Source organism: Azospirillum sp. HJ39, from assembly GCF_041507355.1.
GTDB lineage: Bacteria > Pseudomonadota > Alphaproteobacteria > Azospirillales > Azospirillaceae > Azospirillum > Azospirillum thiophilum.
The window spans coordinates 130,317-152,266 of sequence record NZ_CP167913.1; the positions used below are offsets into that span (position 1 = coordinate 130,317).

Annotated in this window: 19 protein-coding genes; 11 read left to right on the plus strand and 8 right to left on the minus strand. The window is 68.6% G+C overall.

Going from position 1 to position 21,950, the window contains the following annotated elements; all coding sequences use genetic code 11:
- Positions 1–117: 117 nt before the first annotated feature.
- Positions 118–921 (minus strand): transporter substrate-binding domain-containing protein, encoded by an 804-nt coding sequence (locus ABMY26_RS31960; RefSeq protein WP_372400223.1) that lies wholly within the window; start codon positions 919–921, stop codon positions 118–120.
- Between the two features lie 210 nt (positions 922–1,131).
- Between ABMY26_RS31960 and ABMY26_RS31965 the strand changes: the two genes are divergently transcribed.
- Positions 1,132–2,058 carry a MurR/RpiR family transcriptional regulator gene (locus ABMY26_RS31965; protein ID WP_372400224.1) on the plus strand — a complete coding sequence of 309 codons (927 nt, stop codon included), beginning with the start codon at positions 1,132–1,134 and terminating at the stop codon, positions 2,056–2,058.
- A gap of 209 nt (positions 2,059–2,267) precedes the next feature.
- Positions 2,268–2,990 carry a 2OG-Fe dioxygenase family protein gene (locus ABMY26_RS31970; protein WP_372400225.1) on the plus strand — a complete coding sequence of 241 codons (723 nt, stop codon included), beginning with the start codon at positions 2,268–2,270 and terminating at the stop codon, positions 2,988–2,990.
- A 181-nt stretch (positions 2,991–3,171) separates the two neighbouring features.
- Here ABMY26_RS31970 and ABMY26_RS31975 read toward each other — a convergent pair whose 3' ends face one another.
- Positions 3,172–3,540, minus strand: coding sequence for a DUF427 domain-containing protein (locus ABMY26_RS31975; RefSeq protein ID WP_372400226.1), 369 nt, complete (start codon positions 3,538–3,540; stop codon positions 3,172–3,174).
- A gap of 136 nt (positions 3,541–3,676) precedes the next feature.
- Between ABMY26_RS31975 and ABMY26_RS31980 the strand changes: the two genes are divergently transcribed.
- The 3 genes from ABMY26_RS31980 to pyk all read left to right on the plus strand — a co-directional run bounded on the left by ABMY26_RS31980 (position 3,677) and on the right by pyk (position 7,067).
- On the plus strand, positions 3,677–4,309 hold the full coding sequence (locus ABMY26_RS31980) for an exonuclease domain-containing protein (RefSeq protein ID WP_372400227.1): 633 nt from the start codon (positions 3,677–3,679) through the stop codon (positions 4,307–4,309).
- A gap of 326 nt (positions 4,310–4,635) precedes the next feature.
- A complete protein-coding gene (locus ABMY26_RS31985; RefSeq protein WP_372400228.1) occupies positions 4,636–5,316 on the plus strand; it encodes a hypothetical protein in 681 nt (226 codons plus the stop codon).
- 326 nt (positions 5,317–5,642) lie between these two features.
- Positions 5,643–7,067: a pyruvate kinase gene (gene pyk / locus ABMY26_RS31990; protein WP_372400229.1), complete on the plus strand. Its 1,425-nt coding sequence runs from the start codon at positions 5,643–5,645 to the stop codon at positions 7,065–7,067.
- A 59-nt stretch (positions 7,068–7,126) separates the two neighbouring features.
- Here the strand turns inward: pyk and ABMY26_RS31995 are convergent, their stop codons facing one another.
- Positions 7,127–7,552, minus strand: a complete 426-nt coding sequence (locus ABMY26_RS31995; RefSeq protein ID WP_372400230.1) for an Lrp/AsnC family transcriptional regulator — start codon at positions 7,550–7,552, stop codon at positions 7,127–7,129.
- Between the two features lie 431 nt (positions 7,553–7,983).
- On the opposite strand from ABMY26_RS31995, the gene ABMY26_RS32000 reads away from it, so the two are divergent.
- From ABMY26_RS32000 to ABMY26_RS32010, 3 genes are all read left to right on the plus strand, one after another.
- Entirely contained in the window at positions 7,984–9,861 is a 1,878-nt protein-coding gene (locus ABMY26_RS32000; RefSeq protein ID WP_372400231.1) for a DUF2491 family protein, read from the plus strand.
- Between the two features lie 31 nt (positions 9,862–9,892).
- Entirely contained in the window at positions 9,893–10,318 is a 426-nt protein-coding gene (locus ABMY26_RS32005) for a DUF350 domain-containing protein (RefSeq protein WP_045583722.1), read from the plus strand.
- Between the two features lie 116 nt (positions 10,319–10,434).
- Positions 10,435–11,205, plus strand: coding sequence for a hypothetical protein (locus tag ABMY26_RS32010; protein ID WP_372400232.1), 771 nt, complete (start codon positions 10,435–10,437; stop codon positions 11,203–11,205).
- A 32-nt stretch (positions 11,206–11,237) separates the two neighbouring features.
- Here ABMY26_RS32010 and ABMY26_RS32015 read toward each other — a convergent pair whose 3' ends face one another.
- Positions 11,238–12,626 (minus strand): replication initiation protein, encoded by a 1,389-nt coding sequence (locus ABMY26_RS32015; RefSeq protein WP_372400233.1) that lies wholly within the window; start codon positions 12,624–12,626, stop codon positions 11,238–11,240.
- A gap of 723 nt (positions 12,627–13,349) precedes the next feature.
- Entirely contained in the window at positions 13,350–14,102 is a 753-nt protein-coding gene (locus ABMY26_RS32020) for a TSUP family transporter (protein ID WP_372400234.1), read from the minus strand.
- 110 nt (positions 14,103–14,212) lie between these two features.
- Between ABMY26_RS32020 and gcvA the strand changes: the two genes are divergently transcribed.
- From gcvA to ABMY26_RS32035, 3 genes are all read left to right on the plus strand, one after another.
- Positions 14,213–15,109, plus strand: a complete 897-nt coding sequence (gene gcvA / locus ABMY26_RS32025) for a transcriptional regulator GcvA (RefSeq protein ID WP_372400235.1) — start codon at positions 14,213–14,215, stop codon at positions 15,107–15,109.
- A gap of 124 nt (positions 15,110–15,233) precedes the next feature.
- Positions 15,234–16,466, plus strand: coding sequence for an MFS transporter (locus ABMY26_RS32030; RefSeq protein WP_372400237.1), 1,233 nt, complete (start codon positions 15,234–15,236; stop codon positions 16,464–16,466).
- A 22-nt stretch (positions 16,467–16,488) separates the two neighbouring features.
- The gene (locus ABMY26_RS32035; RefSeq protein WP_372400239.1) at positions 16,489–17,442 is read left to right on the plus strand and encodes an aldo/keto reductase; all 954 of its coding nucleotides are present in this window, start codon (positions 16,489–16,491) and stop codon (positions 17,440–17,442) included.
- Here ABMY26_RS32035 and ABMY26_RS32040 read toward each other — a convergent pair.
- From ABMY26_RS32040 to ABMY26_RS32050, 3 genes are all read right to left on the minus strand, one after another.
- On the minus strand, positions 17,439–18,737 hold the full coding sequence (locus ABMY26_RS32040; RefSeq protein WP_372400240.1) for a chloride channel protein: 1,299 nt from the start codon (positions 18,735–18,737) through the stop codon (positions 17,439–17,441). The two genes, ABMY26_RS32035 and ABMY26_RS32040, sit on opposite strands and share 4 nt — an antisense overlap.
- A 204-nt stretch (positions 18,738–18,941) precedes the next feature.
- Positions 18,942–19,151: a hypothetical protein gene (locus tag ABMY26_RS32045; RefSeq protein ID WP_372400241.1), complete on the minus strand. Its 210-nt coding sequence runs from the start codon at positions 19,149–19,151 to the stop codon at positions 18,942–18,944.
- 304 nt (positions 19,152–19,455) lie between these two features.
- Positions 19,456–21,693: a carbohydrate-binding domain-containing protein gene (locus ABMY26_RS32050; RefSeq protein ID WP_372400242.1), complete on the minus strand. Its 2,238-nt coding sequence runs from the start codon at positions 21,691–21,693 to the stop codon at positions 19,456–19,458.
- Between the last annotated feature and the right edge of the window lie 257 nt (positions 21,694–21,950).

Below are 21,950 nucleotides of genomic sequence, written 5' to 3' on the forward strand. Positions count from 1 at the left end.
ATGGGAAGGGTGAGGGGTAAGGCTAAGGATCAGCGATCCATGTCCGGATCACCCCTCACCCTCCCCGCCTGCGGCGGGTCCCCTCCCTCTCCCGGGGCGGGAGAGGGCGGCTTTCCGTCACAGATCCTTCGGCAGCGGCGCGTGCAGCCACTTCTTGGCGATGGCGTCCAGCGAGCCGTCGGTCTTCGCCTTGGCGATGATGGCGTTGACCTTCTCCAGCAGCGGCCCCTCGTTCTTGTTGAGGCCGACGAAGCAGGGCGAGTTCTTGATCAGGAACTTCATGATCGGCTGGCGCGGCGGGTTGCGCTCGAAGATGGCGGCGGCCACCACGTTGCCGGTCGCGACCAGCTGCACCTGCCCCGACAGGAAGGCGGAGATGGTGCCGTTGTTGTCCTCGTAGCGGCGGACGGTCACCTTGTCCGACACGATCTTCGACAGCTCGATATCCTCGACCGAGCCGCGGGTGACGCCGACGGTCTTGCCCTCCAGATCCTCGACCTTCTCGGCCTTGATGTCGTCGGGGCCGAAGACGCCGTTGAAGAAGGGGGCGTAGGCGGTGGTGAAATCGATGACCTTCTCGCGCTCGGCGTTCTTGCCCAGGCTGGAGATGACCAGATCGACCTTGCCGGTGGTCAGGTAGGGGATGCGGTTGGTGCTGGTGACCGGCACCAGCTCGACCTTGGCGCCCATCTCCTTGGCGATCAGCGCGGCGGTGTCGATGTCGTAGCCGACCGGCTTCAGGTCGGTGCCGACCGAGCCGAAGGGCGGGAAGTCCTGCGGAACGGCGACGCGCAGCACCTTCTCCTTGGCGATGCGCTCCAGCGCGTCGGCCTTCGCCGCCGTGGGGACGGTGGCGGACAGGCCGCCCGCCAGGACCGCCGAGGCAAGGCCGAGAACACCGAGAATCTTAGCAAACCGCATGGCACCTGATCTCCAAACCGAAGGACGATGGATCTCTCCACTTCAAACGGCGTGCCACTTCGGTCATACGAATTCGGCTGTGCGCCAAAGGGCGGAAATGTTACGTTTATCCCAACATGAGCAGCGTCCGTTACAGATGTAACACCAAAACGGCCAGGACCACGCTGCACCGAATTTGCGCAAATACCGGCATTGCGAGGCGAACCGCCCATGAAACAGGCAATCAGCTCATCGACCGCATCCGCCGCCGCATCCGTCGCCACCGACCCGGCGGATCCGTCCCTGACCGCGCGCATCCGCGACCGCTACGGCGACCTCAGCCGGATGGAGCGGCAGCTTGCCGACGTCATCCTGGCCTGTCCGGGCGAACTGTCGGGCTATTCGGCGACCGAGCTGGCGGGGCGGGCCGGGGTGTCGAAGATGACGGTGTCGCGGCTGGTCCGCCGCATCGGCTATGCCGGCTTCGAGGAGGCGCGGCTTGCCGCCCGGCATGGCGGCGACTGGGGCTCGCCCTTGTTCCTGCTGCCTCCCGGCGGTCCTCCCTCGGTCGAAGCCGGCATGCCGCCCGCAGCCGCCCTGCCGCCGCTGGAGGCCCATTTCCAGCGCAGCGCGGAGGCGCTCGCCGCCACCGCGCGCCAGACCGACCCGGCGTTGCTGGCCCAGGCGGCGCGGGCGCTTGCCGACGCCCGGCGGGTCTGGGTCTGCGGCGCGCGCAACAGCGCCTTCCTGGCCGGTTATGCCCGCTGGCAGTTCATCCAGGTGCGCGGCGAGGTCCATCAGCTGGCGGCGGTCGGCGAGACGATGGCGGAGACGCTGGCAGACCTCGGCCCCGGCGACCTGCTGGTGCTGGTCGGCATCCGCCGCCGCCCGCCGGCCATCGTCCGGCTGCTGCATGCGGTGCGGGAGCGCGGCATTCCGACCCTGCTGATCGCCGACAGCCACTCGGCATTGGAAGGCCCGGCGCCGCCGCTGACCTTCCGCTGCGAGACGCGCAGCCTTGCCGCGCTGGACACCCATGTCGCGGCGATGGCGGTGATCCACGCGCTCGCCGCCGAGCTGATCCCGCTGACCGGCGAGGCCGGCCGCGCCCGCATCCGCGCCATCGAGGATCTGCACGACCAGCTTGGGGAGCTGTGAGATACCGTGATCCAGGATCGGGAGCAGGTCGATGGCTTGGGTGCGCCGGGACCGCGGCCGCCAGGAGAATGGCGGCAAGGAGTATTTCCACCCCGACGAGCCGTATACACGCCGACCGGTCTCCTGTTCGGCATCCCGGTCATCGACAAGGCGGCCGTCGCATCGCAGAGTCAGGAAAACGGTATCGCTTTTGGGATCGGACAGGCGACATGACGACGATTCTGCGCAAGGTCGGCGACGCGGTGGCGGCGGACGGCTTCTCCTTCGTCGAGGCCGTCCCCATGCAGGCCCTGCTCGACGCGGCCGGCTTGCGGGATTGGGAGGGGTTCAGCGCCAGCTGGAACGATCTGGGCCTGGACAGCTACATGGCGGACGGCGGGCGCTACCGGCGGCGGCGCCATGCCGCCTTCGCGCTGTCGGCCGGGGGCATCCGGCGCAAGCCGCACCAGCCCCATTACCAGAGCCGGGACTACAACCCGCTGAACGGCGGGCTGGAGCGCTGGTTCGAGCCGATCACGGAGGCGACCGGAACCCATCCCGCCCTGGAGGCGGTCCTGAAAACCTGTTTCGCCCTGTTCGATCCGCTCACCCCCGCCGGCACGAGGCCGGAAGTCTGGCACACGGAAGCCCACCAGTTCCGGATCGAAGCCAGCGCCGGCGAGACCGGACGGCCCACCCCGGAAGGAATGCATCGCGACGGCGTCGACTGGGTCCTGGTCATGCTGGTCCGGCGCGAGAACGTCTCCAGCGGCACGACGAGCATCCATGATCTCGCCGGCCGGCCGCTGGGCAGCTTCACCCTGCGCCATCCGCTGGAATCGGCGGTCGTGGACGACGCCCGGGTGTTTCACGGCGTGACGCCGGTCGACCCCGTCGATCCGGCGCGTCCGGCTTTCCGCGACGTGCTGGTCGTGACGATGCGGCGCGCGTGACGGCGCGCAGCGTATGGTCCAGACGTCGGGCGCGCTCCCGCCGTCATGCCGGACCGCCCTCGCGCCACCGCCGGGCTTCCGGCCTCCCGGGCCATCCCCTCGCCAGAGGCGGCACGCTCGCCGGCGAAGCCGGCATTGCGATGGGAACCGCACCGCATGCGGACCCTTCCGCCGGCTGCCGCTATGTGGCCGCGTGCTCTTCGATGCAATCGACGCCTTCCGGATAGAACGCCAGATGGTCGCGGATGGCGGCCACGGCGGGATAGGGAGTCTCGTAGGTCCAGACAGCGTCGATCGCGATGCGATCCCCCACACGCAGGCTGTAGTAAGTGGCATCGCCCTTGTACGGGCAATGCGTCGTGTGCGCCGTGCGCTCGAAGGCCGTCATGTCGGCATCCGCGCGGGGAATATAGTGGACCGCGGGCAACGTCGCCTCCGCCAGCGTCAGGGCGCTTGCGGTTTCGGCGACGACCCGGCCGGCGAAGACGACACGGACCCGATTCGGGTTGGGGGCGATCGTTATGGGATGCTCGGGGCCGGGGATTTTCACAGCGATGCTCCTTGCTCACCGGTGCTCGCGTCGGTCATGGCGCTTTCGCCATGCTACTCTGGGCGGCGTGACGGAGCCTTGTCCTTGTGTCATATCCGTGCCACAGGCGGCTCCACCGATGAAAGATTGGATCTCAATGAGCATGCAGCCATGGGAAGGACGTGACCGGCTGGTCGCGATCGACATCGAGACGACCGGACGGCGCCTGCCGAGCCTCCAGGACATCCGCAAGGCGCCCAAGGGCCTGCGCCAGCCCGGCATCATCATCGAGCTCGGGTGTCTTGAGATCGTCCGTGAGGGCGAGGCCTGGAGGAAAGCGCGCACCTGGGAGTCCCGGGTCAACCCCGACGCCCCTCTCCATCCCGACGCCATCAAGGTGCATGGCATCAAGCCCGCCGACCTGAAGGCGGCGCCCCGCTTTCCCGAGGTGGCCGACGCGCTTCTCGCCTTCCTGGGCGAGGATCTTCTGGTCGCGCATGCCTACGAGAACGAGATGGACTTCCTGAACTACGAGTTCGCGCGTTGCGGACGCGCCGCATGGGGGGCCGACACCTTCCCGGCGGACCGGTTCATCTGCACCAAGGAGATGTCGCACGCGGCCTTCCCCGGCGCTTCCGGCTCGCTCGATGCGCTGTGCGATCGGCTGTGGCTCGACCGGAGCGATCGCTTCGCCCGCCATGGCGCGCTGCTCGACGCGGACCTGACGGCCGACGCCTTCGTCAAGATGGCGTTGGGAGATACCGGCCCGCGCGACGCCGTGTATGAGTGAGGCACGGCGCCGGGCATTCGGACATCGTGCCGCGCGCCCCTGACGGGCGGCAGGCGCCAGGTCGCGGATCTGTCAACCGGCTTGCCGGCACGCTTCACCTCCCCGTCGTGGACGCCGGAGCGCCGGACTGCGCCACCGGCTGATGTCCAGGGTGGAGCGGACGCGCGCGGCAAAGGCCGGAAGCCGGAGATGTCGAGCGGCAAGGCCGCCGCCCGGGGGCCTGGATCCCGGACGGGACGGCGGCGGCCGTCCTTGAACAAAAATTCCCACAAAGGATATTATTCCCATAAACTCCCCGCAGACCCTCTCACCTGCGGAGCCCCGCCATGCCCGTCGACACCCGTACCCTCAAAGACGACCGCCTCCCTAGCTGGGCGGAGGAGCCCCCGGTTCCGGCTGGCGGCTCGCTGGTCCCCGGCTCGCAGTTCCATGAGGAGCAGTGGATCATGGCCGCCGGCATGCTGGCGCGCGGGAATTCCTTCCTCCAGGTCGCCCGCGCCATGGGATGCGGCCGCACCACCCTGTGGCGGGCCTATTACGGCTCGAAGGATTTCCGCGTCCGCGTCTGGTGGGAGCGCGAGGCGCTGAACCGCGAGGCCGAGCTGCGCCTCTCCTCGCTGCGCGCCCTGGTGGCCGAACAGATCGAGCGGCTGGTGTCCTCCGGCGATCCGGCGACGGTGCGCTGGCTGGCCGAGCGGCTCGGCCTGTTCGCCGGCCTCGACGCCGCCGCCGGCCTCAACCAGCACCAGGCCCGGCAGCCCGAACCCGCCCCGGCCCCCGCCCCAGCCCCCGCCATCGTGCCCGAACTCGACGATGACGGCCCCGGCCTGCTGCGCGAGCGCACCCCGCCCCATCCCGCCATCGTCGCCGCCATCCTCAATCGGCCGGAATCGGACGGCCCGAAGGGGGTCTATCCCTGGACCCTCACCCCGGAGGATCCGTTTCCCAACCTCGCGCCCGGCCCGGTGAGCCGCCGCGGCTCGGGCGCCTTCTCCCGGCGCCTGTAGGCGGCAGGGCAGGGCGGCAGGGCAGGGCAGGGCGGAGGAAGGACGGAGGGAGGGCAGGCGGCGGGATGGAACACCGGGCCGGGGACTGTTTCACGCCGTTCCAGCCGCCGATTCAACCGCCGCTCCGCGAGCCGCCTTGCATTCCGGACGCGATGGCGACACCTTAGTGCGGGCACGCGGACGGCAGCCAGGCCGCCCCGATGGGCGCCCGTGCCGGCCGTTCCGCTGCTGACCAGTCACCCGCGCCGTCCTTCCATGGTGGCCGCCGCCCTGCCGGCCCATCGGACGGCCAAGCCAACAGAGGACGGCCCCCCGGCCGGAACCATATGCGCCGTCATCGCCGCGCCAAGATCGTCGCCACCGTCGGACCGGCCAGCAACTCGCCCGAGATGCTGAAGACCCTGTTCCTGGCCGGTGTCGACACCTTCCGGCTGAACTTCAGCCACGGCACCCACGACGACCACGCCAAGGTCCACCGCGCCATCCGCGAGCTGGAGGCCGAGGTCGGCCGTCCCATCGGCATCCTGCAGGATCTCCAGGGGCCGAAGATCCGCGTCGGCACCATCCGCGACGGCAAGATCCAGGTCGCCACCGGCGAGGCGATCCGCTTCGTCCTGACCGGCACCGAGGGCGACAAGCGCTCGATCCCGCTGCCGCATCCGGAAATCTTCGCCGCCATCCTGCCGGGCCATCACCTGCTGATCGACGACGGCCGGGTGCGCGTCGAGGTCGTCGAGCTGGGCGACGACTGGATGGAGGCGAAGGTCGTCGTCGGCGGCACCATCTCCAACCGCAAGGGCGTCAACCTGCCGGGCACCGTGCTCGACCTGTCGCCGCTCACATCCAAGGACCGCGCCGACCTCGCCTTCGGGCTGGAACTGGGCGTCGACTGGGTCGCCATGTCCTTCGTGCAGAAGCCGGGCGACATCATCGAGGGCCGCGGCCTGATCGGCGACCGCGCCGGCATCATGGCGAAGATCGAGAAGCCGCAGGCGCTCGACCGCATCGACGACATCATCCGCCTGTCCGACGCGGTGATGGTGGCGCGCGGCGACCTTGGCGTGGAAATCCCGCACGAGGACGTGCCCGGCCGCCAGAAGGAACTGGTGCGGGCCTGCCGGCTGGCGGTGAAGCCGGTGATCGTGGCGACCCAGATGCTGGACTCCATGGTTTCCGCCCCCACCCCGACGCGGGCCGAGGCGTCGGACGTGGCGACCGCCATCTATGACGGCGCCGACGCGGTGATGCTGTCGGCCGAATCCGCCTCCGGCCAATATCCGGTGGAAGCGGTGACGATGATGGACCGCATCATCCGCTCGACCGAGCAGCACAAGCTCTATCACTCGCTGGTCCAGGCGACCCAGCCGGGCGAGGAGCAGAGCCCGCCGCACGCGGTGGCCGCCGCCGCCGCCGACCTGGCCCAGACCATCCATTCCTCGGCCATCGTCGCCTTCACCTCCAGCGGCACCACCGCGGCGCGCATCGCCCGCAAGCGGCCGGAGGTGCCGATCCTGGCGATCACCCCCGACACCGCGGTTTCGCGCCGGCTCTGCCTGATGTGGGGCGCCCACAGCATCCTGTCGGACGACATCGGCACCTACGAGGAGATGGTCGACCGCGCCATCGCCACCGCCCGCGCCGAGGGGTTCGCCGGGGCGACCGGCACCATGGTCGTCGTCGCCGGCATCCCCTTCGCCCAGGCCGGCACCACCAACAACCTGCGCGTCATCCAGATGGACGCCAAGCCCTGACGGCCAAAGCGGAGCGGCGCCCCGGCTGCCGCTCCAACCGGCCTATCGTTCCACCCTGCCTATCGTTCCATCTTGGTCGACAGCACGATCGACGACATCGTCCGCTCCACCCCCGGCAGGCGGCCGATGGCGTCGAGCGCCGCATCCATCGCGTCATGCGTCTCGGTGCCGACGGTGGCGCACAGGTCGTACTGGCCGCTGATGCTGTGCAGGCGGATCACCTCCGGCATCCTGCGCAGCGCATGGACGGCGCGGTCGGCCAGCTTGGCGTTGACGCTGATCATCACCAGCGCCGACACGCCGCGCCGCGGCGCCGGATCGCCCAGCCTCACCGTATAGCCGGCGATCGCCCCCAGCCGCTCCAGCCGGGCGATGCGGTCCTGGACGGTGGAGCGCGACAGCCCCAGCGCCCGCCCGAGCGCCGCGGTGCTGGTGCGCGCATTCACCGTCAGCAGATCGATCAGGCGCCGGTCGATGTCGTCCATGGGGGTCCGTCACGCAAGACAAGGGCAGGCAAGGCCCCGGTCCCGCTGTGATAGCCGCCGCCCCCGGCCGCGGACAAGGGGGCTGGGGGATTTTCACCCGGCGCTTACCCGTCCGCCCCCGCCATGATAGGAAGGAGCGGCCCGTTCCCGATCACGGAGACCGTCGTTTGTCCCGACCGCAGCGATGCACCGGCACCGGCCGATCCGATACCGGCCGGTCCGATACCGGCTTCCGCCGACGGCGTGGAGAGGGATGGACCGGTGAACAGGGCGCCGGATCCTGTTCCACCATGTTCCAGACGCCCCCTTCGCCGACCGGCGCGAGCCGGGGCGGTTAAGCGCTTGAGAAGTGTTGCGTACCTGCCTAGGCTCCCGGCAACGGATCGTCGGGAGGGCCGGTTGCGCCGGCTCCGGATGACGCGAGAGGACGGATGACGCAGACCGCGAACCCCCGGTGGCCCCAACGCCTGCGCGCCGCCGCCGTCGCCCTTCTGATGGCGGTGCAGCCGCTGGCGGCGCCCGCCGGCTCCATCCTCACGGCCCCGATATCGCCGCCGTCCCTGGCGGTCGCCGCCGCCACGGCGGTCGCCTTCACCGCGGCCGAGGCCGAGGCCCGCGCCGGCTCGCGCAGCGGCGGCGGGCGGTCATCGGGCGGCTATTCCCGGCCGTCGCGCACCCCGTCGGTCGGCAGCAGCGGCGGCTATGCCCGCCCCTCCGCCCCGCGCACCCCCTCGACCGGGAGCGGCTCGTCGAGCGGAGGCTGGTTCTCCAGCGGCCCGTCCAGTTCCGGCTCCAATTCCAGCGGCGGCTATGCCCGGCCGGGCAACAGCGCCCCGTCGGTCGCCGCGCCGCCCGCGTCTGCCGGCGACCGCGCCTTCAGCCAGCAGGGTTCGGCCGATGCGCTGAACCGCTACCGCAACCGCCAGGACGCCGACCGCACCCCGCCGGCCCAGCCGGGCACGCCACCCGCCGCGGCATCCGGCCAGGGCCGCACCGGCAGCAGCTCCGGTTCCGGCAACTCAAGCTCCGGATGGGGATGGAACTGGGGATCGGGCGGCGGATCCTACCGCACCCCCTCGACCCGGCCGGCCCCGGCGAACCCCTACGGACGCTATGGCTGGAGCCCGCCGTCCTACGCCTACAACACCCCGCGCCGCTTCGGCATCTGGGACGGGCTGTTCCTGTGGTTCATGCTCGACACGCTGACCCGGCCGGGCCATGCCTCCTTCTTCCACGACAATGCCGACGACCCCGGCTATCGCCAATGGCGGCAGGAGGCCGACCGGCTGGCCGGCGACAACGCGGACCTGCGCGCGAAGCTGGACCAGCTCGACCAGTCGGTGGCCGCCCAGGCCGGCACCCCGCGCGAGGCCGGGCGGCTGCCGCCCGACATCCCGGCGGATCTGGCCCGCGCCGGGTCCTCCAGTTCGGCCAGTTCCGTCGACAGCGCGAACGCGGCCCAGGCCCAGGCGTCAGGCTCGGGCGGATCCGGCCTCGGCGGCTTCTGGTGGTGGGGCATCCTGCTGCTCGGCGTCGCGGTGCTGTTCCTGCTGTGGCGGGCGCGGCGCCGGATGGATGCGCCCGCCGCCAAATCGGGTCCAGTTTCAAAGGGAGGATCGGACGTGCCCCTGTTCGGAACGCTCGGCAACTACGTCAACCAGAAGCTCGGCGGCAAGGGCTACAGCCCGTCGCTGTTCCGGCTGGGCATGGCGGTCACCATCGACCCCGCCCCCTTCCTGCTGGCGGAGGGCGCCACCAAGGTCAAGGCGCCGGACACCGGCAGCGACCGGCTGGTGTCGATCGAGGCGGTCGGCACCGTCACCTCCGGCCCGGCCACCGTCTACCGGCTGCATCTGCCGGCCGGCTCCGGAAGCGCTTCCGGAACCCCCGGCGGCTTCTTCCAGATCCATCTCGGCCCCGACGGCCAGCCGGACGAATGCCGCTACTTCACCCCGATCGACAGCGTGACCCCGGCCGACGAGGACGAATGGGGCTTCTGGCTGGACGATGCCGAGGGGATGATCGGCTGGCCGGAATTCCAGACCAAGGACGGCAAGCTCTATCCCCGCGTCTGGCAGCCGGGCACCGGCCGGATCCAGCCCTTCACCCTCAGCGAGGCGCGCCAGACCCTGCGCGGCACCGAGACGGTGACCAGCCAGGCCATGCTCTACGGCGCTCCCACCGGCGCGGCGGACCCGGCTCCCGCCACCGAATACATCCTGGTGGAGGCGGTGGAGCGGTCCGGCCGTGCCTCGGTCGAGATCTCGGCCGGCATCGACGTCAATCCCGCCTCCCTCTCGCTGTCCTGACCCAACCCCACACGACAAGAGTGCCGGCCCCATGGAAAGCACCTTCGGTTCCATCCTCACCGCGCTCGGCACCGGGCTTCCGGTGCTGCTGGTCCAGCTCGCCGTCACGCTGGCGCTGCTGGCGGTCGGCGTCGCCATCTACACCCGCATCACCCCCTTCCACGAACGCGATCTGGTCGCGCGCGGCAACGCCGCCGGCGGCCTGACGCTGGGCGGCTCCATCGTGGCGCTCGCCATCCCGCTGGCGGCGACGCTGGCGACCAGCGCCTATGTGCTGGACATCCTGCTGTGGGGCGTGGTGGCGCTGATCCTGCAGCTGGTCGCCTTCGCCGTCGCGGCTCTGCTGATCCGCGACCTGCGTGGCCAGATCGAATCCGGCAACGTCGCCTCCGCCGCCACCCTGGTCGGGGTGCAGCTGGGCGTCGCGCTGATCAACGCCGCCGCCCTGGCCGGATAAACCGCCCCCGAGCGGTAAGGATGGGGGGCTGGTCAGCGCCGCGGCGCCTCCCCATCTGTGCTTCCGGGGCATCTTCCGGGGCGCCTCCAACAACCCTCCTTCGACAGGAATCAGCCATGCTTGCCTTCATCCGCAACCTTATGGGTGTCAAGACCGACCAGGCCGTCCAGGGCGCCATGGAGGCGCTGGTGCGCTGGGATCCGAAGTCGGCGACGGAGGCCGAGTTGCGCACCATGGAACAGCATCTCGACGGTCTGGGCCGGCAGGTGGCGGAAGCCCGCGCCATCCATGACCGCGAGCAGCGCGAGGCCGACGCGATCAGGGCCCTGTCGGGCCAGCGCATGGCCGCGGCCGAGCATCTCCAGCGCCAGATCGACGCCGAGACCGACCCGTCCCGCAAGGCCGGCCTGGAAAAGAGCCTGGAGACCATCGTCGCCATGCTGGAGGAGATGGCTCCCGAGATCGAGCGCGAGGTCCAGGACGCCGTCGAAGCACGCGAGTTCCTGGAGATGCTGGAGAAGAACTACGCCGAGGCCGGCGCCAAGCTGAAGGCCGCCCGCGCCGAGCTGACCCGCGCCCAGCGCGACATGGGCCGCGCCGACCAGCAGCGTGCCATGGCCGAGCGCCAGGCCGAGGCCGCCCGCCAGGCCGCCGGCCTCGCCGGAGCCACCAGCGGCCTGACCGTCGCCCTCAAGGCGATGCAGGACACCGCCGCCAAGGATCTGGCCGCCGCCGAGGCCGCCAAGGCCAAGGCCAAGCTGCTGCACCCGTCCTCGCCGGAAAAGGAGGATCCCAACATCGCCGCCGCGCTCGCCGCGGCCTCCGGCAAGCCGGCGGCCTCCAGCCTGGCGGACCGTCTGGCGGCGCTGAAGTCCAAGCAGGGCTGATCCTTACCGCTCGGGGGAGGATGAGCCGATCCTTACGTCCCGGGGGAGGTCGCCTTGGCGGCCTTCCCCTTGCGGGCCGGCACCTCGAAGGTCACGTCCTCGATCATCCCGCCGGTCAGCGACGACAGCGCGGACTTCAGGCTCGGCCAGTGGTTCATGCGGGCGGTGTCGGCCACCGCCGGATTCCTGGCCTTCAGCACCAGGCGGCGGCCGCCCTGGGGCGCCTCCTCGACCCGGTCCGGCTCCAGCTCGGCCAGCAGCGGGGCAGGAACCTTGCCCTTCAGGGCATGCAGGACGGCGGCCCACAGCGCGGTGACGTCGTCGGCATCGGGCAGCGGGCCGAGATCGGCGAGGCCGGCCTCCACCGGATCGGCCGGGGCGACGGTGTCGACCTTGCCGATGCGCCGCGCCCGGCGGCCGGCGCTGTGGCGTTCGCGCTCCAGATAGGTTTCGGCCGCCTCCTCCTCGTCCTTGGCGTTGAAGTCGAGGGTCACCGCCTCGATCTTGCGGCCTTTCCGCTTCATCTTCTCTTCCGGCATGCTGACCCGGAAGGGCGCGAGCTGGTTCACCTCGGCGATGGCGCGGTCGATGGTGCGGGTGCGCAGGATGCCGAAATCCTTGTAGGCGCCCTCCGGCACGTTCATCAGTTTGCGCAGCGTGTCGATGTCCAGCTCCAGCGACGGATAATCCATCTGGTAGCGCTGCATGCCGATCTCGTAGAGCTTCAGCGCATAGGTGCTGGTGACCTTGACCATTGCCGGCCCCGACAGCTTGGCCCAGAGCTGGGACGAGCGCTGGATTTCCAGGAAGGCGTCGGTGAACTGGAAATGGATGTCGGCGGCGTCGCTGTCCTCCTCCTCCTCCGGCCGGACATAGCTGGACAGGATGCGGAGTTCGGCGCGCGACCGCCGGCCGCGGAAGGGGCCGATGACCACCAAACTGGAATCGAAGATTTCCTTCAGCGCGTCGAAGATGCGCTCGTTGCCCTTGTGGTTGCCGCGCACCACCCGCTTGGGCAGGCGGTAGAGCTTGTTGGCGAAATTCTGGCTGCCGGCGAGATGGATCATGAAGTTCAGCATCTTCTGGGCCGGCAGCGACAGCCGCGTGCCGTTGGCCGGATAGCTGTAGACGGCCTCCGCCGCCTTGATCAGATGCTTGTAGCCGTCCCGCTCGAAGGTCGCGCTGGCGACGCGGGCGGTCAGCCCGGCGGCCGGAGCCGCGGCTTCCGGCCCGACGGCCGGCAGGCTGGCGGCAGCGCCGTCGCCGTCGATGACCGCACCGCCGGCCAGATCCTCCGGCCCCAGCACGACCAGACCCGAACCAGTCTTCGCTGCTTCCGCCTGCAAGGGCGCAGCCGCGTCCGACGGGACGGACTCCTCCGCCACCGCACCACGCGCCTTCCTGCGCCCCACAACCGCCATCGCCGTCCTCCGCCGAAATCGAGGGAGGCTAAATCAATCCTTACCAGAAAAACAAGTAAGGAAAGGGTCGCGCCGCAAATTCCTGTTCATCCTTACATCCTGGGGGAAAAACCCTTACGCCCCGGGGCGTGTGCGACTCGCCCCCACCCGGTAAGGCCGTTTCCCCCATGCTGTAAGGAAGATTCGATGCGACTCGCGGACTCTCTTGGCTTTTCGGACCGACGAATCCTCTTAAAAGGGAAAGGGAGTCGCCGACACCAGCCAAGTGCCGGATCCGCAACGAGTTTCGCGGTGAGAATCCACCCTCCCTCAGCCTCTGCGCGTCCTTACATAGGACGAATCGGTCCAACTCGAGTCCCGTCGACGGCTTCCACCCACACAGCGCCATCCTTACTCCGTGGGGGCAGTCCGCTGTTTCTGCTATTCGAGAGGGTCTGCATAAGCGCCTTCCTTACGGCTCGGGGGCAGTCCATACCGGATCCAGGCCCCCAAGGAGTAAGGATGGGCCAATTCAACGGCTTTATCGAGTTTCCGATACCGTCAGGTAAGGATCTCCAAGGGCTTGAATGCCCCCGGGATGTAAGGAAGCCCTCCCCCCAAGCCGTAAGGATCGGAGGGCGGGCCGATGGATGGGGCTGGAGCCGGATCTGGCCCCCAAGCCGTAAGGAAGACGGGAGGGGATGGCTTATCTTACTGAAACATAACGGATTATCCTGTCCGTTTTCAGTGTGCTGCCAGCAGGAAAAGCCCCTGTCCCAGATAGATTCCAGCGGTTCCCATCACCAGATAGCGGCTCCACAGGCGGAACTGGGCGTCGCTCATGCGGTCGAGCACGCGGCGGGAGAGATTCGTGCCGAGCAGCGCCATGGCGATCGACATCAGAATCACGGTGAGTTCCACCGTCTCGTCGGGGCCGCCGGCAACCAGCGGGGCGAAGTAGGCGACCTTGACCGCATGCCCGACCACCTGGATGGTCGCCTTGGTGGCGACGATGCTCTGACGGCTCATGGCGCTGCGAATGAAAAAGACGTCGAGCAGCGGGCCGGAAATGCCGGCGATCAATTGCACCCCCATGCACAGGAAGCCGCCCAGGAAACCATGCAACGGCTTTTGTGCATTCAATGCCCAGCCTGCGGGCACGGCGAGCGCCAGGAAGGGCGTCAGCCCCAGAATCAGCAGCGATACCGCCCGATCCGGTATGGCGCCGGCCAGGGCGAACAGCAAGCCGGCTCCGGATCCGCCCAGCGCGAATCGCAGGATCACCGGCCAGACAACATGGCGCCGCCACAGCCAGGCCCGCCAGCCGTTGGAGGCGAATTGGGTCACCCCATGCAGGAGCATGGCGGACGGAACCGGCAGAAGAATCAGCAACAGACCCATCAGCACCATGCCTCCGGCCATACCGAAGAGGCCCGACAGGAACGAGGTCACGAGCACGGTGAGGCCAAGACCCACCATCAGCGGCAGCGTCAGCATGAAAAAGCCCGAATATCAGTGATCAGGCTGAAAAACTCACATGCCCGCGCTTGTGCCGCAAACAGCATTGTCCGATGCTCACCCCCAGGAAAAGTTGGGGTCTGGTAAGGATGGGAAACATACGGCGCCTGCCTTCCCTGAACGGACTGCGCGCCTTCGAGGCAGCGGCCCGCCATGGCAGTTTCACCGCTGCGGCAGCCGAGCTGCACGTCTCGCAGGCCGCGGTCAGCCGCATGGTGAAGCTGCTGGAGGAACGGCTGGGATTCGCCCTGTTCGACCGCCGCGCCAACGCGCTGGTGCTGTCCGAGCGCGGCCGGGCCTTGCAGCCGACGTTGACCGACAGCTTCGACGCCATCGCCCGGCGGGTGGAACAGGTGTCGGCGATGCGGGCCGGTCCGGTGCTGACGGTTGGGATGGGGGCGACGGTGGCGGTACGCTGGCTGATTCCGCGCCTGTCGGGTTTCCATCGCGATCATCCCGAAATCGAGGTGCGGATCGCCACCGGTGGGGCAGGCGCACCGATGAGCGACGATTGGACCTGTGCGGTTCTGTTGGGCGACGGCCAATGGCCGGGCTATGAAGCGGAGCGGCTGTTCTCCTCCACCCTGCAGCCGGTCTGTGCGCCGCGACTGGCGGCCGAACTGCGGGAGCCGGCGGATCTGGCCGGCGTGACGCTGCTGCACGTCTCCCACTGGGGCCAGGATTGGCCGCGCTGGCTCGGTGCCGCCGGCGTGCCGGAGGTGGCCTCCAAGGGGCTTTCCTTCGGCAGCTATGCCATGACCCTGCAGGCGGCGATCGACGGTGTCGGGGTGGCTTTGGCACCGCGACTCTACATCCTGGACGACATTGCCGCCGGCCGTCTGGCTGCCCCCTTCGGGCTGGCGGTTCCCATGACGCATTCCTGGTATCTGGTCTGCCGTGCCTCGCGCCGCGAGGATGCCGGCTTCGCCTCCTTCCGCAGTTGGCTCTATGCCATGTGTGGGGCCGTGAGCGGGGAAGCCGGGTGAATGCTGCCCCATGGCGCAAATCACCGGTGCACAAATCGGTGGTGTGTGGCGTGCGGGTGCCGACGTAGGGTGGCGGCTGTTCAGGAGCCGCCTCGAACATTTGCGACCCGACAGGACCCCTGCGATGCCGCCCACCGCTCACCCTGGTGCTTCCCCTCTCGCCGGGGAGGCCGCGCACCCGGCCCTGTCCCGCACACTGATCCTGCTGATGGCATTGGCCTGCGGGGCGGTGGTCGCCAACATCTATTACGCGCAGCCGCTGGTCGGGCTGATCGGTCCGGCGGTCGGCCTGTCGCCGGAGACCGCCAGCTTGGTCGTCACCCTGACCCAGATCGGCTATGGCGCCGGACTTATCCTGCTGGTGCCGCTGGGCGATCTGTTGGAGAACCGGCGGCTGGTGGTCGTCACCCTCGGCAGCACGGTGGCGGCGCTGCTGGTGGCCGCCGTCGCTCCCACCGCATCGCTGTTCCTGGCCGCGGCCTTCCTGATCGGCGTCACGTCGGTCGCAGTGCAGATGCTGGTGCCGCTCGCCGCCCATATGGCGCCGGAGGCGTCGCGCGGGCAGGTGGTCGGCACTGTGATGAGCGGCCTGCTGCTGGGCATCCTGCTGGCCCGGCCGGTGTCGAGCCTCATCGCCGACAGCCTTGGCTGGCGCGCGGTCTTCGGTCTGTCGGCGGTGGTGATGGTCGGTTTCGCGGTCCTGCTGTGGCGGGTGCTGCCGCAGCGCCGGCCACAGCGGCCGCCAGGGGGCGGATCCGGCTATGCCGCCCTGCTGGGATCGCTCGGGCGGCTGCTGGTGTGCACACCGGTGCTCCAGCGCCGCACGGCGTACCAGACCATGATGTTCGCGGCCTTCAGCCTCTACTGGACCGCCGTGCCGCTGTTGCTGGCCGGCGCGCCCTTTCACCTGACCCAGCGGGGCATCGCGCTGTTCGCGCTATCGGGAGCGGCGGGTGCGCTGGTGGCGCCCATCGCCGGGCGGATCGCCGACCAGGGCTGGACCCGGCCCGCCACCGGGTTCGCGCTGGCGATGGCGGCTCTGTCCTTCTTCGTCGCGCGTGCCGGGGAAGGCTCGATCGCCCTGCTGGTTCTGGCCGGGCTGCTGTTGGACATGGGCGTGCAGATGAACATGGTGCTGGGGCAGCGGGCCATCTATTCGCTGGGGGCGGAGACTCGCAGCCGGATGAACGCCATCTATATGGCGATCTTCTTCCTGGGCGGTGCGGCGGGCTCGGCGCTTGCCGGCTATGCCTTCGCCGTTGGCGGATGGGAACCGGTGACCTGGATCGGCTTCGCCTTTCCGGCGCTGGGCCTGCTGCTCTACCTGACCGAATTCCGCGGGCGGCACCCCGCCTGAACGACTGCAAGGAGACGACGCAATGGATCGACGTCCGCTCGGCCGCAGTGGCCTGACAGTGTCCCCGCTCTGCTTCGGCGGCAACGTGTTCGGCTGGACCGCCGACGAGGCGACCTCCTTCCGGCTGCTCGACGCCTTCGTCGATGCCGGATTCAACTTCATCGACACGGCCGACGTCTATTCGGCCTGGGCACCGGGCAACAAGGGCGGCGAATCCGAAACCATCATCGGCAACTGGATGAAGAGCCGCGGCAACCGCGACCGCATCGTTCTGGCGACCAAGGTCGGGTCGGAGATGGGACCGGGCAAAAAGGGCCTGCCGCCGGCCTGGATCCGGACCGCGGTCGAGGATTCGCTGATGCGGCTCCAGACCGACCGCATCGATCTCTACCAATCCCATTGGGACGATCCGGCGACCCCGTTCGAGGACACGCTCGGCGCCTACAAGGAACTGATCGACCAGGGCAAGGTCCGGGCGGTGGGCGCTTCCAACCTGACCGCCGCCCGCCTGCGCGAGGCGCTGGAGGTCAGCGCCCGCACCGGCCTGCCGCGCTACGAGACCCTGCAGCCGGAATACAACCTCCACGACCGCAAAGGCTACGAGGCGGAACTGGAGGGGCTGTGCCGGGAGAACGGGCTGGGCGTCATCAGCTACTATTCCCTGGCCAGCGGCTTCCTCACCGGCAAGTACCGGTCCACCGCCGATGCCGGCAAGAGTGCGCGTGGGCAGGGAGCGGTGTCGAAGTATCTGAACGACCGCGGCCGGGGGATCCTGGCGGCGCTGGACGAGGTCGCCGCCCGTCATGGGGCTACCCCGGCGCAGGTGGCGCTCGCCTGGCTGATCGCCCGTCCCGGCCTGACAGCGCCCATCGTGAGCGCGTCCAGGCTGGAACAGATGGGAGACCTGATCGCAGCCGCCTCCCTGCGCCTGGACGCCGGTGACATCGAAGGGCTAGACCGGGCGAGCGCATATTAAGGCGAGGGAAGCGCCGCTGCCTTGCGTGTGGCCAGTTCGGTGCCGGCCGCATCCGCCTTCAAGAGCTCCAGAAAACTGTCGGCCATGGTGTGATAGAGTGACCGTGGACAGATCAGGCGGGACAGGGTGGTGGCAATCGCCGCACTCAGCATCAACGGCAGCAGCATGTCGGGCGAGGCGCTCATCTCCGTCACGATGACGACGGCGGTCAGCGGTGCCTGCACCACGCCGGCGAAATAGGACACCATCGACAGCAGCACCACGGCACCCAACGGGCTGTCCGGCAGCAGTCCGCCGATGACGGAGCCGATGCCTGCCCCCACCGACAAGGAGGGAGAGAAGATACCGCCGGGAATGCCGCAGACCCCTGACAACGCCGTTGCCAGCAGTTTCGCCGGGGCATAGTACCAGGGCAGCGTCTCCACCCCGTCCAGAACGGCGCGCGCTTCCTCATACCCGGTACCGAAGGTCAGCCCGCCGCAGACGGTACCGATGGTGGCGAGCGCCAGGCCGCAGCCCATGGAGACCATCACCGGCCAGCCGCTCAATCGGCTGCCTCGGATCCGGGCCGACAGCCAGAGCAGCAAGGCACTGAATCCGCCGCCTGCCACTCCGCCCACGATACCGGTCGCCAGAACAGCCTTCCAATCATGCCAGTCTGCCGACGCGGCGGTGTGGCCGAAATAGGCGTAGTTGCCGAGCATGGCGACGGCGACCAGACCAGCTGCCACCACGGCGATCAGCACGAGGCCATTGGTCCGCCTTTCAAAGCTGCGGGCCATCTCCTCAATGGCGAAGACGATGCCGGCCAGCGGCGTGTTGAAGGCTGCGGCAACGCCGGCCGCACCGCCGGCCAGGATCAGTCCCGGCTCCCTGCCCAATCCGGCGATGGAGCCGGCCATCAGCATGATGGAGGCGCCGACCTGCACCGTCGGCCCCTCGCGCCCGATGGAAGCGCCGCAGGCAAGCCCGACCAGGGTCAGCAGGATCTTGCCAATGGCAATCCGCGGAGATAGCAGGCGGTGTTTGGCGGCCGGATCCTGGATATGGCGCGCGGCGATGGCCTGGGGAATGCCGCTCCCCTGCGATCCCGGCACCACGCGCAGAGCCACCCAGGCCGAAAAGCCTAACCCCAGTGGCGTCAGCAGGAACGGTAGCCAGGGAAATGCCGCGACCGCCAATCGGAACAGATGTTGGGCATGATCGGCGCCGATGGCGAACAGTACGGCGACAAGTCCGACGATGCCGGCGCCCGTCCAGAACAGCAGGCGTCGCCGCCAACTTTTTGGGGACATCCAGACAAAGCGGGGACGGCGCAGCCGGTGTGGCAGCGCGTGGCGAGGACGATCGGCAGAGGACATGTGATGGGCCGGAAGCGAGGAAAAACGGGTGGACGAAACGGCGAGTCGCCGAGTTTAAATCCGTTTTTCTCCGTGGGTCCAGTCACCGTCCGCCGGGCGGGTGGGAATCGGCCGGCAAGGTTTCGCCGATTATCGGCATCAGCGACGGGCAGAATTGCCCGGAGCGGCGTGGGAGCGGCGCGGGAGGTCGGTGGTGCGACCGTTGTGTGAGGCAATGGCCGCACCTTGCAAGGTGCGCTGGCCGCGGCGCTGCTGCGCGAGTTCAACCTCGCGGCGGAAATTGGGGCCGAGCGCTTCGTAGGCGGCTTTCAGTTCCGGGTCCTTCATCCACTGTTCGCGGAGATTCATGTTTTCCTCTTGAATTGGCTGACCGTCGGCAGGACGCCGACCAAGCCCACGACAGGCCTCCCCGGAGTCAGGCGGGTCGTCCCATGTGCTTCATGTGGCGAGTTCCGCGTTCCATCTTTCATGGTCGGGGCAGCATGACGAACTGACAGGTTGGGGTGGCTGTTCTCGTCTTCAAGATCCCCCGGCTTCAGGCCGAGCGGCTTTTCAAAGGCGATAACGTCTTGCCTATCCCAAGGTTCCAGCCGGTCCCTGCCCTGGCCGCCGGTCTTGGGACCGGCGGCCAGGGCAAGACGGAGGGCTTATGTTACGCGTGCAGCAGGCCCATCTGGTCGTAGGGCAGGGCCTCGAAGCCCTGGCCGTAGGCCGGCGAATCCGACGCGAGGGTGTAGTCGCCGGCCGACGGGTTGGTGAAGTGGGGGTTCATCCACTCCGACCCCTTGTCGTAGCCGGCAGCCTGCCAGTTCTGCAGCGTCCCGCCATACCCGCTGGACATCAGCTGCGGCCAGGCATGGAACAGCTGGGCATTGGCGCTGGCCCCCGAATACTCGTTGTCGTGGAAGCTGCCGGAGGAGCCGGGGCCGTAGATCTCGACGGCGTCGCCCTTCGAGGTGTCGAACACGTTGTTGAAGATCTGGTTGTTCGCCATCACCTTGCCCTTCCAGCCGCTCCAGGCGACGTCCTGCTGCAGGCCGATGGCGTCACCGGTGTTGCCGGCGACCAGGTTGTTGGTGACGGTGTTGTTCCAGCCGCCATGCAGGAAGATGCCGCCGACATTGCCATGGACGTAGTTGCCCTTCACCGTGGCGCCGCTGGTCCAGTCGTCGAGGTAGATGCCCCAGCTCGACACGTCGCCCGTGGGGGTGGTCGCCGTGGTGCCGGTCACATCGTTGTTCATGACGGTATGATTGCCCAGATCCTGCTGACGGTTGATCAGGTAGATGCCGCCGCCGTCGTTCGATTCCAGGTTGGCATCGATCACCTTGTTGTAGGCGACGGTCACCCGGTAGGTCGCGTCGCTGCCGTCCGTCTGGACCGAGCCGACGGCGATGGCCTTCTCCGGCGAATCCTCGATCTGGTTGTGCGTGACCTTGACGTCGGAGCTGCCGTTGATCCAGATGCCGGCATCGCCGCGGTCGGCTGCGTTCGGATGCTTGATGAGGTTGTCGGACACCACCGTGAAGTTGGAGCCGGCCTTCACGAAGATGGATTCGGCGCCGGTGCTCTCGAACTGGTTGCCGACGACCTGGCTGTTGGCGCTGTTCTGCACCGTGATCCCGTAGCCGCCGCCCTTCACCACGTTGTTCGCGAAGGTCAGGCCGGCGGCGTTGTCGGCGTAGACATAATGGCCGCCGACGATGCCATCGGCGAAGGTCAGGCCCTCGATGGTCACGTTCTTGGCGCCGCCGAGGCCGAACGATACCGAAGCCTGCGCGCTGCCGTGGATCACCGCCTTCTCACTGCCGTAGCCGGTGAAGGTCACGCCGGAATCCTGGCCGTCCAGCCACAGCCCGTTCTTCAGGTAATAGTCGCCGCCACGGACATAGGTGGTGTCGATGCTGCTGTCGGCACGCATCGCTGCCTGAGCCTTCGCCAGGCTGGCGAAGGGGCCGTCGGTGCCGTCGGCGTTGGGGGCGGCCAGCTTGCCCGACCAGCTGTCCTTGCCGTTGGTGGCGACGAAGAAGGCCGGGCCGGTCGGCGTCTCGGGGGTGGCCGGTGTCGTGGGAGTGGTGGTGCCGGCCGGGAAGTCGGAGGCCGGGGCGTTGACCACCAGCGTGCCGTTCCACCACATCCCCTTCTGCCCGGCGATGACGTCCTTGCCGTCGAGCGCGCCCTTGTCGTAGGTGACGGCGCTGCTGGTGGGTGCGTAGCTATGGCCGTTGATCGAGATGCTGTTGACGGTCAGGCTGCGGTCCTGGCCGTTGACGACCGCATCGTTGTCGTACTGGATCTGCACCTTGTGCGCCACGCCGTCGGCGGCGTCGGTGGTGAAGCTGAAATTCTTGGCGGTGGTACCGGCGGTGGCCTCGCCGATCTGCTTGCCGTCGACCAGCACCTTGAAGTGGGCGTTCACGCCGCCCGCCGGGGTGCCGGAGGCGTTGACCACGATGGTATCCTTGGCCCCCGTTGCCACCGGGGTCGAGGTCGAGGCGGCGGGGAAATAGCTCTTGTCGGCAGTGACGACCAGCGTGCCGTTCCACCACAGGTTCGACTGGCCGGCGACGACGTCCTTGCCGTCGAGCGCGCCCTTGTCGTAGCTGACGATGCCGGCGGTCGGCGCGATCGTCTTGCCGCCGATGCTGATGCTGTTGACGGTCAGGCTGCGGTCCTGGCCGTTGATCACCGCATCGTTGTCGTACTGGATCTGCACCTTGTGCGCGACGCCGGACGTCAGCACGGGGGTGAAGACGAAATCCTTCGCCGTGGTGCCGGCGGTGCCTTCACCCACCTTCTGGCCGTCGACCAGCAGGGTGAAATGCGCGTTCGTTCCGCCTGCGGCCTTGCCCTGGGCGTTCACGACGATCTTGGAGGTGGAGGTGGCCATCGGTTCGGTGTCCTCGCCTGATGTGCCCTTCGGTCCCTGGGAGCCTTCGGGCCTGATGTTCGTTTTGGGCCTGAACCCGGATGCGTGCGGGAGGATGGCCGGGATTTGAGGGATCTTTGTGTGATGTTTCCGGCCGAAAACACGGAAACTGCGACAAATTGCGGGCAAGCGGACCGGACGGCTGCTTAGGCCGTTGTCGTGATTGCAGTGCAGCATTTCCGCAACAGCGGCAGGTGCGAAAATCGGGGGCGCCCCCT

Excerpts from the sequence above, each read along its gene's own strand:
- pyk (WP_372400229.1), top strand. The coding sequence starts at position 5,643 with ATGCGCCGTCATCGCCGCGCCAAGATCGTCGCCACCGTCGGACCGGCC.
- ABMY26_RS32050 (WP_372400242.1), bottom strand. The coding sequence starts at position 21,693 with ATGGCCACCTCCACCTCCAAGATCGTCGTGAACGCCCAGGGCAAGGCC.
- ABMY26_RS31995 (WP_372400230.1), bottom strand. The coding sequence starts at position 7,552 with ATGGACGACATCGACCGGCGCCTGATCGATCTGCTGACGGTGAATGCG.
- ABMY26_RS32015 (WP_372400233.1), bottom strand. The coding sequence starts at position 12,626 with ATGGCGGTTGTGGGGCGCAGGAAGGCGCGTGGTGCGGTGGCGGAGGAG.
- ABMY26_RS32005 (WP_045583722.1), top strand. The coding sequence starts at position 9,893 with ATGGAAAGCACCTTCGGTTCCATCCTCACCGCGCTCGGCACCGGGCTT.
- ABMY26_RS32010 (WP_372400232.1), top strand. The coding sequence starts at position 10,435 with ATGCTTGCCTTCATCCGCAACCTTATGGGTGTCAAGACCGACCAGGCC.
- ABMY26_RS32040 (WP_372400240.1), bottom strand. The coding sequence starts at position 18,737 with ATGTCCCCAAAAAGTTGGCGGCGACGCCTGCTGTTCTGGACGGGCGCC.
- ABMY26_RS31960 (WP_372400223.1), bottom strand. The coding sequence starts at position 921 with ATGCGGTTTGCTAAGATTCTCGGTGTTCTCGGCCTTGCCTCGGCGGTC.
- ABMY26_RS32020 (WP_372400234.1), bottom strand. The coding sequence starts at position 14,102 with ATGCTGACGCTGCCGCTGATGGTGGGTCTTGGCCTCACCGTGCTCGTG.
- ABMY26_RS31965 (WP_372400224.1), top strand. The coding sequence starts at position 1,132 with ATGAAACAGGCAATCAGCTCATCGACCGCATCCGCCGCCGCATCCGTC.
- ABMY26_RS32030 (WP_372400237.1), top strand. The coding sequence starts at position 15,234 with ATGCCGCCCACCGCTCACCCTGGTGCTTCCCCTCTCGCCGGGGAGGCC.
- ABMY26_RS31985 (WP_372400228.1), top strand. The coding sequence starts at position 4,636 with ATGCCCGTCGACACCCGTACCCTCAAAGACGACCGCCTCCCTAGCTGG.
- ABMY26_RS32045 (WP_372400241.1), bottom strand. The coding sequence starts at position 19,151 with ATGAATCTCCGCGAACAGTGGATGAAGGACCCGGAACTGAAAGCCGCC.
- ABMY26_RS31980 (WP_372400227.1), top strand. The coding sequence starts at position 3,677 with ATGAGCATGCAGCCATGGGAAGGACGTGACCGGCTGGTCGCGATCGAC.
- ABMY26_RS32000 (WP_372400231.1), top strand. The coding sequence starts at position 7,984 with ATGACGCAGACCGCGAACCCCCGGTGGCCCCAACGCCTGCGCGCCGCC.
- gcvA (WP_372400235.1), top strand. The coding sequence starts at position 14,213 with ATGGGAAACATACGGCGCCTGCCTTCCCTGAACGGACTGCGCGCCTTC.
- ABMY26_RS32035 (WP_372400239.1), top strand. The coding sequence starts at position 16,489 with ATGGATCGACGTCCGCTCGGCCGCAGTGGCCTGACAGTGTCCCCGCTC.
- ABMY26_RS31970 (WP_372400225.1), top strand. The coding sequence starts at position 2,268 with ATGACGACGATTCTGCGCAAGGTCGGCGACGCGGTGGCGGCGGACGGC.